The organism is Acetobacterium sp. (assembly GCF_039830195.1).
Classification (GTDB): domain Bacteria; phylum Bacillota; class Clostridia; order Eubacteriales; family Eubacteriaceae; genus Acetobacterium.
On the sequence record NZ_JBDODG010000013.1, the window covers coordinates 53,853 to 66,075 of the forward strand.

Annotated in this window: 19 protein-coding genes and 1 pseudogene; 9 read left to right on the top strand and 11 right to left on the bottom strand. The window is 43.9% G+C overall.

Going from position 1 to position 12,223, the window contains the following annotated elements:
- The first annotated feature begins 14 nt into the window (after positions 1-14).
- Positions 15-278, top strand: a complete 264-nt coding sequence (locus ABGU93_RS05420) for a type II toxin-antitoxin system prevent-host-death family antitoxin (protein WP_070370466.1) — start codon at positions 15-17, stop codon at positions 276-278.
- A gap of 100 nt (positions 279-378) precedes the next feature.
- Here the strand turns inward: ABGU93_RS05420 and ABGU93_RS05425 are convergent, their stop codons facing one another.
- On the bottom strand, positions 379-804 hold the full coding sequence (locus ABGU93_RS05425; protein ID WP_347412467.1) for a pyridoxamine 5'-phosphate oxidase family protein: 426 nt from the start codon (positions 802-804) through the stop codon (positions 379-381).
- 274 nt (positions 805-1,078) lie between these two features.
- On the opposite strand from ABGU93_RS05425, the gene ABGU93_RS05430 reads away from it, so the two are divergent.
- Both ABGU93_RS05430 and ABGU93_RS05435 read left to right on the top strand, forming a co-directional pair.
- Complete coding sequence (locus ABGU93_RS05430; RefSeq protein ID WP_347412468.1) at positions 1,079-1,561, top strand: hypothetical protein; 483 nt, start codon at positions 1,079-1,081, stop codon at positions 1,559-1,561.
- Positions 1,562-1,585: 24 nt separating this feature from the next.
- The gene (locus tag ABGU93_RS05435) at positions 1,586-2,149 is read left to right on the top strand and encodes a hypothetical protein (RefSeq protein WP_347412469.1); all 564 of its coding nucleotides are present in this window, start codon (positions 1,586-1,588) and stop codon (positions 2,147-2,149) included.
- Between the two features lie 120 nt (positions 2,150-2,269).
- Here ABGU93_RS05435 and ABGU93_RS05440 read toward each other — a convergent pair whose 3' ends face one another.
- A complete protein-coding gene (locus ABGU93_RS05440) occupies positions 2,270-2,848 on the bottom strand; it encodes a rhomboid family intramembrane serine protease (protein WP_347412470.1) in 579 nt (192 codons plus the stop codon).
- 299 nt (positions 2,849-3,147) lie between these two features.
- Between ABGU93_RS05440 and ABGU93_RS05445 the strand changes: the two genes are divergently transcribed.
- Both ABGU93_RS05445 and ABGU93_RS05450 read left to right on the top strand, forming a co-directional pair.
- Entirely contained in the window at positions 3,148-3,774 is a 627-nt protein-coding gene (locus tag ABGU93_RS05445; RefSeq protein ID WP_347412471.1) for a hypothetical protein, read from the top strand.
- 55 nt (positions 3,775-3,829) lie between these two features.
- On the top strand, positions 3,830-4,201 hold the full coding sequence (locus tag ABGU93_RS05450; protein ID WP_347412472.1) for a hypothetical protein: 372 nt from the start codon (positions 3,830-3,832) through the stop codon (positions 4,199-4,201).
- 147 nt (positions 4,202-4,348) lie between these two features.
- Here ABGU93_RS05450 and ABGU93_RS05455 read toward each other — a convergent pair.
- From ABGU93_RS05455 to ABGU93_RS05495, 9 genes and pseudogenes are all read right to left on the bottom strand, one after another.
- Positions 4,349-4,510 (bottom strand): annotated as a pseudogene (locus ABGU93_RS05455) (peptidoglycan-binding domain-containing protein); the annotation flags it as partial.
- The gene (locus ABGU93_RS05460) at positions 4,504-4,929 is read right to left on the bottom strand and encodes a phage holin family protein (protein ID WP_347412473.1); all 426 of its coding nucleotides are present in this window, start codon (positions 4,927-4,929) and stop codon (positions 4,504-4,506) included. The gene ABGU93_RS05460 and the pseudogene ABGU93_RS05455, both read right to left, overlap by 7 nt.
- Before the next feature lie 35 nt (positions 4,930-4,964).
- Complete coding sequence (locus ABGU93_RS05465) at positions 4,965-5,189, bottom strand: DUF2922 domain-containing protein (protein WP_347412474.1); 225 nt, start codon at positions 5,187-5,189, stop codon at positions 4,965-4,967.
- A 30-nt stretch (positions 5,190-5,219) separates the two neighbouring features.
- The gene (locus ABGU93_RS05470; RefSeq protein WP_347412475.1) at positions 5,220-5,444 is read right to left on the bottom strand and encodes a DUF1659 domain-containing protein; all 225 of its coding nucleotides are present in this window, start codon (positions 5,442-5,444) and stop codon (positions 5,220-5,222) included.
- 50 nt (positions 5,445-5,494) lie between these two features.
- Positions 5,495-5,677 carry a hypothetical protein gene (locus ABGU93_RS05475; RefSeq protein WP_347412476.1) on the bottom strand — a complete coding sequence of 61 codons (183 nt, stop codon included), beginning with the start codon at positions 5,675-5,677 and terminating at the stop codon, positions 5,495-5,497.
- Positions 5,678-5,778: 101 nt separating this feature from the next.
- Positions 5,779-6,090, bottom strand: a complete 312-nt coding sequence (locus ABGU93_RS05480) for a hypothetical protein (RefSeq protein WP_347412477.1) — start codon at positions 6,088-6,090, stop codon at positions 5,779-5,781.
- 3 nt (positions 6,091-6,093) lie between these two features.
- Entirely contained in the window at positions 6,094-6,408 is a 315-nt protein-coding gene (locus tag ABGU93_RS05485; protein WP_347412478.1) for a hypothetical protein, read from the bottom strand.
- Between the two features lie 59 nt (positions 6,409-6,467).
- Positions 6,468-7,214, bottom strand: a complete 747-nt coding sequence (locus tag ABGU93_RS05490) for a hypothetical protein (protein ID WP_347412479.1) — start codon at positions 7,212-7,214, stop codon at positions 6,468-6,470.
- A 70-nt stretch (positions 7,215-7,284) separates the two neighbouring features.
- Positions 7,285-7,545 carry a helix-turn-helix transcriptional regulator gene (locus tag ABGU93_RS05495; protein ID WP_347412480.1) on the bottom strand — a complete coding sequence of 87 codons (261 nt, stop codon included), beginning with the start codon at positions 7,543-7,545 and terminating at the stop codon, positions 7,285-7,287.
- A gap of 640 nt (positions 7,546-8,185) precedes the next feature.
- Between ABGU93_RS05495 and ABGU93_RS05500 the strand changes: the two genes are divergently transcribed.
- The 4 genes from ABGU93_RS05500 to ABGU93_RS05515 all read left to right on the top strand — a co-directional run.
- Positions 8,186-8,515 carry a hypothetical protein gene (locus tag ABGU93_RS05500; protein ID WP_347412481.1) on the top strand — a complete coding sequence of 110 codons (330 nt, stop codon included), beginning with the start codon at positions 8,186-8,188 and terminating at the stop codon, positions 8,513-8,515.
- Positions 8,516-8,704: 189 nt separating this feature from the next.
- Positions 8,705-9,664, top strand: a complete 960-nt coding sequence (locus ABGU93_RS05505; RefSeq protein WP_347412482.1) for a hypothetical protein — start codon at positions 8,705-8,707, stop codon at positions 9,662-9,664.
- 138 nt (positions 9,665-9,802) lie between these two features.
- Entirely contained in the window at positions 9,803-11,509 is a 1,707-nt protein-coding gene (locus ABGU93_RS05510; RefSeq protein ID WP_347412483.1) for an ATP-binding protein, read from the top strand.
- 520 nt (positions 11,510-12,029) lie between these two features.
- Positions 12,030-12,223 (top strand): hypothetical protein (locus ABGU93_RS05515; RefSeq protein WP_347412484.1); only part of this gene is annotated, 194 nt, incomplete at its 3' end.

Genomic DNA, 12,223 nt, shown 5'->3' on the forward strand with positions numbered 1-12,223 from the left:
AAGGGGTGAAAAAAATGTTAGCTGTAAATTATTCAACCATTCGCAGTAAGCTCAAAGATTATTGTGATAAAGCCACCGACGAAAATGAAACCGTCATTGTAACCCGTAAAGACGAAAAGAATGTGGTCATTATGAGTCTGGATAAATACAACGAAATCATGAGAACAGCCCGCAATGCCGAATATCTCGATATGATTGATCGCAGCATCGAGCAAGTTAGGCAGGGCAAAGTAGTGGTCAAATCAATGGCAGAGTTAGAGGCGCTGGCAGATGAGTAATCTGACCTTTTCGGATAAGGGACACTATCAAGATTAAAAAAAATAGCGACGTTTAAGCGGTTAAGCTTAGACCTCGCTGTTTTTTTGATAGCAGAAAACCCTATAATTCGCCCTGATCAGCCGCCACCGGGCCATCCAGCAGCAGGTAGGACGTTAACTTAATCGCAAAGATAACGCTGTCGGGATGGTTGAGGATTTCCCCCAGTTCCGGATGCTTTCCGGCGAAAGTGGTCTTGATCGGGAGGACCTCAGCCTCGGCCAGGGGCTTAAATAATCCGGCAAAGGTAACCGAAACGATGTTGCCTCCGGCGGTCGGGTGCTGGCGGCTATCAACCAGAACACTGACCCGGGGATTGGCCTGCAGATTCTTAAATTTCCGGGATTCCCGGGTGGAGACCAGATAAAGCGTGCGGTGATCATCGCTCAGCAGATAGGTCATCAACGAGCAGTAGGGGTTTCCCGCGGCTTCGGTACATAAAACACAAAGGGAATTTTCGCGTAGAATCGTTTCCAGTTTAGCTAACATGTTACCACCTTTCATCAGGCGGGAGGAAGGGGTAGCCATCCTCCGGTCTGAGTAAATAAATTTTGACGAGTCGATGAATATGCCTGATACTGAACTTTTTTACATTATATCAGATATCAGCTGCATTTTTTGGTCGAGTTCTTATTCTTTTCAAAAGATATTCATGACAGAATAGTGAAAATAAAATAATTTAATTGAAAATAAAAGTAACAAGGAGTATAATCAAATAACAGATAGAAAAATGCAGAAATTAAATAATATTCTCTAAGTTGAAATGAATAAAGACAAGGATGTGGGCGAGATGTTTTATTATTGTGGACATTGCGGTTGGATTACTGGAAAGAAGATTTTCAAAAATAATGATATGATCTGTGAGGTATGTTCTGAAGAATTAAAGGAAGTGCCACAAGAATACCTGACAGCGAGTGGTTTATTATTTATTTCACAGGATAAAAGAAAAGAATTCATAGAAACAGTGATTAAAACAGCACCAGAGTTTAACCCGAATTTATTTGAACAGCATGAGCATATTCTGAATGAAAAAAAGAGTAACCTAAAAGAACAGATTGAAATGGAAATATCGACTAACCGGGAAAATGAAAAAGATGAGAAAATCTGTTGTCCAATATGTGGATCGAAAAAATTATCGAGAATCTCGAATGTAAAAAAAGTGGCAAAAGTATATGTTTTTGGTATTTTTGGTGTTGGTGATCTCGGAAGAACATGGAAATGTAGCCATTGTGGTGCAAAATTTTAATCATAAATTTGAGGGGGTAAAAAAATGGGAATATTTGACAAAGTAGTGAGTGCTGCAAAAAATACCGGTTCCTCGATTGCAACTGCGGCAGTCAAAACGGGTTCATCGATCGGGGTAGCAGCACAGGATCAAAGCGAATTGGCTGGCTTGAAAATGCAGGTAAACATTATTGAACAAGAACTGGAAAAGGCCTATTCACAAGTTGGTCGTATTTATATTGAATACGTTATGAATTCCGGCGAAATGCCAGGGATTGATGTTAGTGACATCTTAAGAATGATCGATCCTAAAATGTCGAGAAAAATTGAATTAGAAGAACAAATTATTGAGTGTCAAAAACGCGTTAAAGATAATAATTTGATGAAAGAAAAAGATCGGGCTGAGATAGCTTTCCGTTTCGAAAAGGATAAATTGGATAGAGCGTTGGCAATGGATGTGATATCACAGGATGATTACAATGTAAAACTTGCCATTGCCTATAAAAAGGTAGAAAATTTTGAAGAAATCAGAAAAATTGAAAAACTGTGCGATATGCGCATCATAACGGAAGTAGAAAAATTAGAAAAACTGAAGTTCTTAACTGAATAAGCTAGCTGACTATTACAAGATGCAATACCTCATATGATACCAGCTATAATGGTACATAAGCGCATTTAAGTTTATGCGTTATTAAAACCTATCAATGTCCATAAAAAATGACTGTTTCTTTTAGAAATAGTCATTTTTTTCAAATTGAAAGCCAAGTATTAAACCGACAACGCCACCAACGATATGCGTCAATTGCGAAATGTTATCACTGCTTACGAAGCCAGTATAAATTTCTTGACCTAAGTACAAACATGCAATCAGAATTAGCGTTAAAGGGATAAAGCCCTTTTTAAAATTTGCAAATGAGCTCATCACAATCATCATAAAGACGATACCGCTAGCTCCTAAAAGGGGGTTGTGGGGGAATAAGATAATCTGAATCAGGCCGGTCACAAAAGCGGTTATTAAGATCGCTATCAACATTTTTTTTGAACCGTATTTTTCTTCTAGCATCGGTCCAAGCAATAAGATATATCCGAAATTACCAAAGAGGTGTTGGAAATCTGCATGACCTAAAATATGCGTAAAGATGCGAATATAGGCAAGTGGATCCATCAGAGAACTGCGATAAACACTAAAAAGCAGGTACGTGCTTTTATCATACGTAATTAAACTTAGAAATAGAACCAGTAAAGCTACCAATGCAAAGGTTAAGGTTACAGGGGCATTATAGTCAATCCTTTTTATCCATTTTTCCAATTTTCATCTCCTCTAGATAATGTGGCTTAGCATTTTGATTTTTGGTTGCAGAAAAGCAGAGCAATCCTAGTTGTGTTTGATCATTAAAAATATATTTTACGGGGTTTGTGTATTTTTGTGACCCTCCCGGATAATCATCGCAATAGAACCCTTAACGGTTGCGGATGCTAATCTGATTATAGCACAGGTAGGTAGCCTTGGGTAAAAAATCACCCTGAATGGGTGGGGTTGTGATGATTAATCAGCCGGGAACGGGGTATGAAAAAAGTACCATAAATTAATTTTACAGGAGGTGGACGATGATGAAGGTTAGCGCTAAAAGCTGGGGTTTGATCGGGTTTGTGTTGCTTTGTTCGTTGTTTTTACTAAGCGGGTGCGGTCAGCCGGCGGGGGAAAAAGACAGCTCTGATCAAGCGGCTGGACAGACGACGGAAAAAGAGCGCACTGATCAGGCGACCGAAAATGTCAGTGATTTTTTCAACAAGGTGCAAATCGGCCAGACCAAAGCGGAAGTCGATGCTGCATTGGGTGTCACCCCGACATCCCCGGTGGAAGGGGCGTTTGATTATGTGGATGAAAATGGTAATGGGGTGACCGTCATTTTTATGGAACGGAGTCTCGGCGATGGCAGTCCCAAGGTTGCTTTATCTAAAAAGTTGATCGGGACCGAAAAATATATTACCGGAAGGCCCGATGATCAACGGATAACCGAGGAGCAAGCCGAAAAGATTATCGAAGGGATGACCTACGACGAGGTTAAAAGTATCCTGGGACAAGAGGGGATCGTGGTGAGTGAGGCCGAAGGTGCTGGTGGGGCCATTACAACCGAGCGCTATTGGATTAAACCGGGCTTGGCTTCAATGCTCAGTGTCACCTTTGCCGGTGCCGGGGGAAGCGATCTCAGTACCTTTATCTTGAATTTTTAGCGAGTGCCATAGATCAGAGGGGGCTAAGAAAAACAATTGCCGCTTATCAAAACAAGTGCCACAGCTATTAGTTGTGGCACTTGTTTTTTTGGTAGGCAGGGGTGGGATGATGGGGGGATGGCAGGGCTTGGTGAGCCGCCCGGGACTATTCGCCAAAATCATCCCGCGGCCCGATCTGGAAATGGCAGAACAATTGCTGGGGATAGCGGATCACGCCGAAGCCCTGGCGCACTGCCAGCTCAGCCATGGCCGCCATCACCGTGGCGTTCATGTGGCCGGGGAAATAGCTGTCAAAGGCTTCGCCGGTGAGGTGGCAGGAATCGGGAACGCCGCCGGCATCCTGGTTGACCGGTGGGCAGCGGCCCCCGGAGGAGATTACCAGCGGCCAGCCGAAGGCGTCCCGGAGTTGTTGGGCCAGCTCTTTTAAAGGCCACACCACATCCAGGCCGCAGCCGCAGGGGCAGCTAAATTCAGCGGCGCCAAAGTTTTTCAGGAAAGGCTTAGCGGGGTTCGGCTCGGGGCTCGGGAGCGGCAGGCAGATCCGCTGGTTCAGGGCCAGCAGCAGGGCGTTGTTGGTGTATTCCCCGACAATCCCGTCCACCACCAGGTCGTGATCGTTCTGGAAAGCCCGGACTGCGGCAGTGGTTTGTTCACCGGGGATGCCGTCAATCGGCCCGGGCTCATAATTCAGGTCCCCCAGGGTTGCCTGGAACCATTTGACATAGTCGTTTATAATCTTTCCTCCTTTTCTTGCAGGGCGGAAATCGCCCCCTTAATCGGTTTGGGCAGCGGCACCCCCATCAGACCGATATTTTCGGTGATCGAGAGCAGCTCGTTGCCGCAGTAGGCAATCACGGTGGCGTCACGGATGATGGTGGACCCCAGCAGCAGATCCAGCCGGCTGGCGATCAGCACCACCCCCAGGGCGGCACCTTTACGGAAAAACCCCTGCCAGGCCGCCCGACTTTCCAGGGCCCCCTGGGCTGATTTCTGGCTTTTTTTAAAAATACCGGCCAGCATCAGCCCGGTGGCGTAGTCCAGGGCCATAAAAATCAGCAGTGACTGGAGCCCGGCATCCCAACCGCCCAGCAGCTCGGCCAGGCCTCCGCCCAGCAGCGCCAGAGCGGTCAGGCCCAGGGTTTTAAAATCAGCCATTGGCAGCGGCGGACGGGAACTCCATGATGATTGGCTTACGCGGCATCATAGAAATCGGACTCGGTGGTGGCCACCAGTTTACAGTCCACTTTGGACGCCAGGGCAATTCCCTTGGGCCGGAAAATATCCGCCGCCAGAATCGCATCCATGGCCGCCACTGCTTCAGCCTGGGTCACATTGGGTCGGGCGTCGGCGATGGTCAGGTTGCTGTTGCTGTTCATCGTGTTCTTAAAGTTCATTAAAATTTTATATTCGGGCAAAGTTTTCTCCTTTCATTATTTTTGGGGTTCTTATAGGCCATCGTTAAAAAGCAGGTCTTCCTGAATCCGGTGAACCTCTTCCATGGCGGGTACCTGCAGGCTGTTGATAGTGGTCGCAACCCCATGGAGTGCGGCCAGAGTGGCATCCTGCTTGACATTACTGTAGGATCTGTTCTTCGTCACTTCTTTGCCATCGACCAGGCCATAATTGAGCCGGGTCACCAGCTTGTTTGATAAAAAATCGCTGACAATCATTTATTTTCTCCTTTCCTGGGTATTTTTGCCGCCGCCGATTCAGCGACGGCTTATAACAATTGTTTGTGAAGCCGGTATCCGGTTTGGTTGTGGCTGTTGATCGCTGCCGCCGGGGTGGTTTTTGGTGGGGACTCATTGCCGCAGCTGCTGCAGACAACCGCATGCTTTTTGCCCGCACCGCTAAGCCGGCAGACACCGTCACAGAGGGGACACCGTTTGATGGTTTTTTCCATGTTGACCTCCAATCTTTTGTTATGTCACCATCATAGCAGATCTCTTTTGAAAAGGTTCTGCGCAACATCGATTAACCGTCATTTCAGCACAAATCGTGCGGTTAGTCAGTCGGAATTTGTAAAAACTGGCTGATGCTTTTCCCCAGTTTGGTGGGGGCGGCGGTCAGGCGCTCACCCGAATGGTAGCAGTCAATAATCTTGCCAATCTCATTGAGCAGGGTTGGAGCGGCGGCCATATCAAAGCCGAAAACCCCGTGGATGCCGCTCAGCAGAATCAGGTCCTGATCCTTGACGACGTAGCGCAGCACATCGGGGAAGGCCTCGGAATCGATTGGCAGCCCACGCTGGCGGTCATTGACGCGCCAATACTTTTCGCAGAAGATGGCTTTGTTGATTTTAAGATAACGTGGCATCGGCTACGACAGGTATTCGACTTTGACATAACTTTTGCGCTGGGTGACCTTGAGATAGTCATTAAGCAGCCGGACGTACAGCTCCGGCTCGGCCTTTTCCACCGCTTTCAGGTTGATCCCGGTGTTCCGGGTTTCGCCGACAATCAGAATTTTAAAACCGTCGGTGACGATCCGGTCCAGCCCGGCGTTGACCAGATTGGTCTGGAGTTTATCCTTCAAGCCCTTCAACAGCGCCTCCTCGGCGCGCACCTGATTGTGTTTCACCAGCGTGTTCTGAATCAGTTCGCCGTGGTTTTCTAAAAATAATTCCTGGGTCATAGTTTCCTCCGTTTTTTAAATTTGGGCAACCGCCAGGCGGTTGCAGGGGTGTTCAGTGCTTAACTGCCAAACAGTTCCGCTTCGGCCATCATTTCCGCAAAGGCCTTATCCCGGGCGTCGTTATCGTCTTTTTCCTTCCAGCTGTGGATGGCGGCGTAGTCGTTGCTATAGACATAATTCTTGGTTGCCTTGCCACGATCTACCCGCCGGATCCAGTCTTCCCAGTTATCGGGAAAATCCTCCTTGAGCATGGAAAGCTCCTTGTCGCTCAGTAAGACCCGACCAAATTGGCCGTAGGCGGTTTTTTCTTTTTTTATTTCTGGTTTGGTATGGTTTAGTTTATATAAGGGTAGCGGTTCGGGCCCGGCTTGATGTTGTGTTTGATGCGCAGCTTCCGTTACAGCGGTGTCCCGATTGCCGGGCTGATGCGAATTTTGATGTTCCAGTTGATGCGCCGGTTGATGTATCATTTGATCAGCGGTTGGTGGTTGGGCAAGCGCCGGCGCTGTGAACGGACTGCCGAAGACAATGAACTGATAGCAATTGGGCTGCCGGCTTTTGCCCCGGGAACAGCGGAGCCGACCGGCTTCAACCAGCTCATTGCGAGCCCGTTCGGCGGCGCTGCGGGAATTAGTCTGGATCATGCCCATCATCCGCCGCATGTCCACCTGCAGCCAGTCCGGGAAACCGGCGGAGTTCCACAAACAGAAAAGATGAAACCAGAGCAGCTGGGCATTGCTGCTCAGCTGTCGGGTTTGAATCAACCGATAGAAGCCGGTGATTTCAGTGATAAAATTCACTTTCATTCACTCAGGGCCGCCATCGGCATTTTGGACCGTGATAACAGGTGATGCGCCGGACGGTCGGCATTTTTATTCATTCCTGATCGTCCTCATGGTTCGGGTCATTGGGATCATTGTCAATGCGCTTAAAAAAGGCGAAAAAAATTTCAGTCACGGTCTTACCGAAGTATCTGGCGATGTTGACTTTCAGATCATCGTTGGGCGTGCGCTTGCCGGTTTCATAATACCGGATCGACGGTTCACTGATGTTCAGAGCTAAGGCCACTTCCTTCTGAGTGCGATCACCGCGCAGCTTCATCAACAAAAGACCAATTGCTTCACGATCTAATTTCATAACATTTCTCCTCCAGTTCAAAGAATTTAGGTTTCGCTTTGCTTTTTCTACAAGAATGAATACAGCCGGTCAAATTCCCGCTTAATTCACTTTTCTCCTCTCCAATAAATTCAATTATAGTTATTTTGCAAAGGGTTGCAATAGATAATCGGTAAATTTTTCATTTCAGCACGCTACGTGCGGTTTGGGTGTTGTTTTTGAAATTGCTTATATAGTCCGCTTTAAGCGGTCTTCTGATTGCAATGTTAATTTTTATATTGGTGAAAAAAAAGCAACAGTATCAATAATCAGTGAGAACTACACAAATTGTGTAGTATTGTTTCAATTGCGCAACAAAAACAACACAATTTGTGTGTTTTTTGTAGCATTTATGCAACTAACTGAATGGTTGCATCAAACAGTAAAAACCCGCTGTGGTGCGGTTTATTGTAAAAAAAACGGGTGACCGGTTTGTTTAACAACACGAAACGTGAATTTTTATGAGCACAAATTGTGCGATCCATCCGCACAGTTTGTGCTGAAATGAGCTTTCTGGCTTCAGGGGGATTGTTTTTTGTGCCCCCGGTGCTATAATCAAAAAAAACGGTTAATTCCCCTGGCTGGAAAACGATGGGCCAAGCCAACAAAAAATAAAATCGAAATGGAGAAAACGATGCAAGCAAACCTGAACAATCAATGGAATCAGCCGGGTGAACTGAACTCGGTCCAATATCTGAACCACCTGGTAACCCTGAAAAAAGCCCTCCACGGCCTCAACCGTCATCCCGACATTACCTTGTGTAACAATGACCTCGGCGTCCATGTTTACCAGGGTATCGGCGAGCTGGCAGCGGCTGCCGGACAGACCCTGACGGTGAGCCCGAGAAATTGCCGGGACTTTCCGCTGGAGCTTACTTTTGTTTATCAGGGGGTTCGGTTTTGTGAGCTGAAGTCGGCGGAGGTCCTGCAATCTTTGTCATTTGTTAAATAAAGTGAATACAAGTAAGCAGCGTGGCGAAAAACTGTGATTTTTCTAGCCATTTAAGCGGGTGAGGCGTATAATTAAAAAGATAATGTTAAAAGCACAATGATTGATTTTAACGAAGGAATTGTTTGGTACATGGGGTACGGCGTTGGCCTTTTTAATTATTCTAAATTCTGTTTCGAAAGGAATTATTTCATGAAGAAATTAATAGATCCTCAAAAAAGCTCAGAAACCGTTTCTAATATTTTGCAGAAGACATACGATGCGGGTAAAAAAGCTACGGAAAACATTCAAAAAAGTGCCAAGTCTTTATCGGATAAAACTAAAAATGACAATTATTTACGCAAGTTGAAAAAATATAATCCGATTTTCCCTGAATTGTATAAAAGCACTGATTTCAACATACCTAACATAATTATGATTGTTGACGATGCGGTGAGACGTGATGTTGATGTCTGTGAGGGATCAATTGGATGGCTTGGCAAAGAAAATGATATTGAAATTCTCTATCTTTATGATAGTGCAATTGTAATGAGTGGAATACAGTTCATACCGATGGTTACATGCGATACCTTTTATTGTGTTGATAGTTTTGACAGCAATCGATTTATAAAAGCTGATTACATTTTTACGAGAGCACAGGAAGAAAGATTAGCTGAGTTGAAACATATTGCTTTTTCATTAGGAGCAAAAAGTTGTTCGATTGAAATAAGTGAATCGAACACAGAAACAAATTTAAAAAGCAAAGAAAAGAAATTAAGTGAAGAGGTTGGGTTAGCAGATCTAGGGATTTCTACAACTGAAAAATTCGAACAAAATGTGTCTAAAAAGGAAAGCAATCAGCGAAGAGGAAAGACCGAAATCCAATTTGAGGGAAGTAGTAGTCCTAAAAGACCGGAACTTAAATGGTTTGCTCACGATGGAAATATTAATAGACTAATCGAAATGAGATTTGAGAATGGCAATGCGATCAAATCGGAAATTTTAGAATTAGCAGGTTCATCACTGACTACAATGTCTGAAAAAGCAGCATATGCGATGGATATGGCCATTAAGAAGACGGGGGTCAAAGGTAAGGTTAAAGGAAGTTCTGATATAAGTTCCCAGGTAGCGAAAGAGAGTCATAGCAAATTGATTTTCATAATTGAATTTTAGGTGCCCGGTGCTAGGCACGACTTAACTTATATTCCTTCCGGCAAGCTCCATTTTGCGCTGTCAGAATTTTGAATATGACCGTCAATCGTTGAATATAGAGTATTAAAAACTGTCCCAGGCTAAGGGAAGGAGGATGCAATGGATCATAAAGAGTATACGAATGAGAACAATGACTCAGAATATCTGGAAATTTTGAATAACCTAATTGATAATTGGGAATCGGAAGTGGTTGAGTTTAAAGAAGCCAAATCACACCTGGATGATGATAGGGTCGGTCGTTATTTTGCGGCCATCAGCAATGAGGCGAATTTACGTGAAAAACAATATGGCTGGTTGGTGCTGGGTGTCAGGGAAGTTGACCGGGAAATTGTCGGCTCGGCTTACAAAGAAAATGCGTTGTCAAAATTTAAAAGGCAAATCTCACGTGATACCACTGGGGAAATGACCTTTTCTGAGATTGTCGAAATTTATCCGGTGGTGAATGATCAGCCCAAACGTGTTATTCTGTTTCAGATACCGGCAGCTGCCTCGGGGATACCCACCGGCTGGAAAAACCGTTATTACGGCCGTTCGGGGGATTCACTAATCCCCTTAAGTCAGGATAAGATCGATGCTATCCGTAATTTACAGCAAATTGACTGGTCGAATCAGATCATTGAAAGGAGTGATTTATCTTTTCTGGATCCCCATGCCATTAAAATTGCCCGGTCAAAATACATTGAGTACATGAACAAAGAACATATCAAAACGGAAGTCAATGGGATGAGCGATGCCGAATTTTTGACAAAGCTTAAACTGCTGCGGGACGGCAAAATCACCTATGCAGCCATGCTCTTGCTTGGCAATTCCCAGTATGATTATGTATTCGATGCGCCACCTCAGATCATGTGGCGACTTTACGATGCGAATGGGCTGGATAAAGACTATAAAATCTTTGATATTCCTTTTATTACCATTGTGGATCAAATCTATACGCATATTCGTAATTTAACCTATCGTTATATGCCCAACCAGTTGACCTTGTTTCCCATGGAGACTCAGCAATATGAACCTCAGTTATTACGGGAAATGATCAATAATTGCATCGTTCATTCAAACTATGGCTTAGGTAGCCGGATTTATATCAATGAATTTGATGATCGGATTCAATTTATCAATCCCGGTAATTTTTTACCAGGCAGTATCAAGCCGGTACTGGAACCAGGGTATGCCCCTCCGGGCTACCGGAATCCGTTACTGGCCAATGTCATGCGTCAGTTTTCAATGATTGATACAGCGGCGATGGGAATCAGAAAAGTATTCAAAATTCAAAAGGAAAAATATTTCCCGATGCCAGACTATGATTTTGGACGATACAATAGCGTCAGCGCAACCGTTTATGGCAAAATCATCGATGAAAATTACACGAAGCTTATTTATGAGCATCCGGAATTTGATTTGCAGACAATTTATTTAATTGACCGGGTGCAAAAACAATTGCCAATCGATGGAAAAGAGACCAGAACATTGAGAAATCTGAACGTGATTGAAGGCAAATCACCAAACATTTTTCTTTCCCCGTCAATCGCCCAGAGCATCGATGCCAAAGCGGAATATATCAGCAATAGAGGATTTGATGATCAATACTACAAAGACTTGATTGTGGAATACCTAAAAACCTTTGAACGGGCGCAAAAAAAAGATATCACGAAATTGCTCTGGGATAAATTGCCGGATGTGTTGGATGAAAAACAGAAAAAGTATAAGGTTGCAAACCTACTAAAATCCTTGCAGGAATCATCAATTATTAAAAGAGATAGTGTGAATAGAAGGACTGGATACTGGGTGCTGATGGATCGCGTGTAATAGTATGAATTGTATTTGATTAAGTAAATAATCAAGTATTTTACTTGATTTACTTGATTGGTGTAGTTTTTGCTTTGATTGTCCATGATAAGTAAAATTTAGCTTTTTTTTGGGGTTTTATATGCAATGTACGATTGCGTAAGTCGGTAAAATTCATATCGTATTAACTCTTTCAATTAAGTAAATTAAGTAATGAATCAAATTAATTACGTGATTTACTTGATTGATCTTATCAATACATTTCATGAAAGGTGTACGCAAGGGGTCGGAGGTTTTGTACACCTTTATCGTCGACGGTGCCGAACCCAATATAGTTCCGTGCGATTCAACTTAGCAGTTAATCAAAAGCTGTTAACTTGTTGAACTTAACTTATCGCAAGAAACATCGCCCGATCAATCTAACTGTTTTTTCAGGTGGCGGTAATCCGATTCAAAAGTTGAAAAAATCATCAAATGGCTACTCAACAATAACCGACTTCAAAGCAGTTGATAACAATTGTGAAACAGAAAGGAATAATCAATGCAAAAATCAATCACCTACCTTTATCCGGATGCCGATAACGCCGCAAATCTTAAAATGTATCAGGATCGGACTAATCAGATTAAAGCCTTTTACTTTACAAAAGAAAGCTATAAAAAGGTTTATGAACTTCCATATGCTGTAAATTTTCACATTATTTCGGACTGGTTTAATCACAATAAAACGGATCGAAA

Excerpts from the sequence above, each read along its gene's own strand:
- ABGU93_RS05420 (WP_070370466.1), top strand. The coding sequence starts at position 15 with ATGTTAGCTGTAAATTATTCAACCATTCGCAGTAAGCTCAAAGATTAT.
- ABGU93_RS05460 (WP_347412473.1), bottom strand. The coding sequence starts at position 4,929 with ATGGCTGATTTTAAAACCCTGGGCCTGACCGCTCTGGCGCTGCTGGGC.
- ABGU93_RS05490 (WP_347412479.1), bottom strand. The coding sequence starts at position 7,214 with ATGAAAGTGAATTTTATCACTGAAATCACCGGCTTCTATCGGTTGATT.
- ABGU93_RS05470 (WP_347412475.1), bottom strand. The coding sequence starts at position 5,444 with ATGATTGTCAGCGATTTTTTATCAAACAAGCTGGTGACCCGGCTCAAT.
- ABGU93_RS05500 (WP_347412481.1), top strand. The coding sequence starts at position 8,186 with ATGGAGAAAACGATGCAAGCAAACCTGAACAATCAATGGAATCAGCCG.
- ABGU93_RS05485 (WP_347412478.1), bottom strand. The coding sequence starts at position 6,408 with ATGACCCAGGAATTATTTTTAGAAAACCACGGCGAACTGATTCAGAAC.
- ABGU93_RS05510 (WP_347412483.1), top strand. The coding sequence starts at position 9,803 with ATGGATCATAAAGAGTATACGAATGAGAACAATGACTCAGAATATCTG.
- ABGU93_RS05475 (WP_347412476.1), bottom strand. The coding sequence starts at position 5,677 with ATGGAAAAAACCATCAAACGGTGTCCCCTCTGTGACGGTGTCTGCCGG.
- ABGU93_RS05495 (WP_347412480.1), bottom strand. The coding sequence starts at position 7,545 with ATGAAATTAGATCGTGAAGCAATTGGTCTTTTGTTGATGAAGCTGCGC.
- ABGU93_RS05445 (WP_347412471.1), top strand. The coding sequence starts at position 3,148 with ATGATGAAGGTTAGCGCTAAAAGCTGGGGTTTGATCGGGTTTGTGTTG.
- ABGU93_RS05505 (WP_347412482.1), top strand. The coding sequence starts at position 8,705 with ATGAAGAAATTAATAGATCCTCAAAAAAGCTCAGAAACCGTTTCTAAT.
- ABGU93_RS05480 (WP_347412477.1), bottom strand. The coding sequence starts at position 6,090 with ATGCCACGTTATCTTAAAATCAACAAAGCCATCTTCTGCGAAAAGTAT.
- ABGU93_RS05425 (WP_347412467.1), bottom strand. The coding sequence starts at position 804 with ATGTTAGCTAAACTGGAAACGATTCTACGCGAAAATTCCCTTTGTGTT.
- ABGU93_RS05430 (WP_347412468.1), top strand. The coding sequence starts at position 1,079 with ATGAATAAAGACAAGGATGTGGGCGAGATGTTTTATTATTGTGGACAT.
- ABGU93_RS05435 (WP_347412469.1), top strand. The coding sequence starts at position 1,586 with ATGGGAATATTTGACAAAGTAGTGAGTGCTGCAAAAAATACCGGTTCC.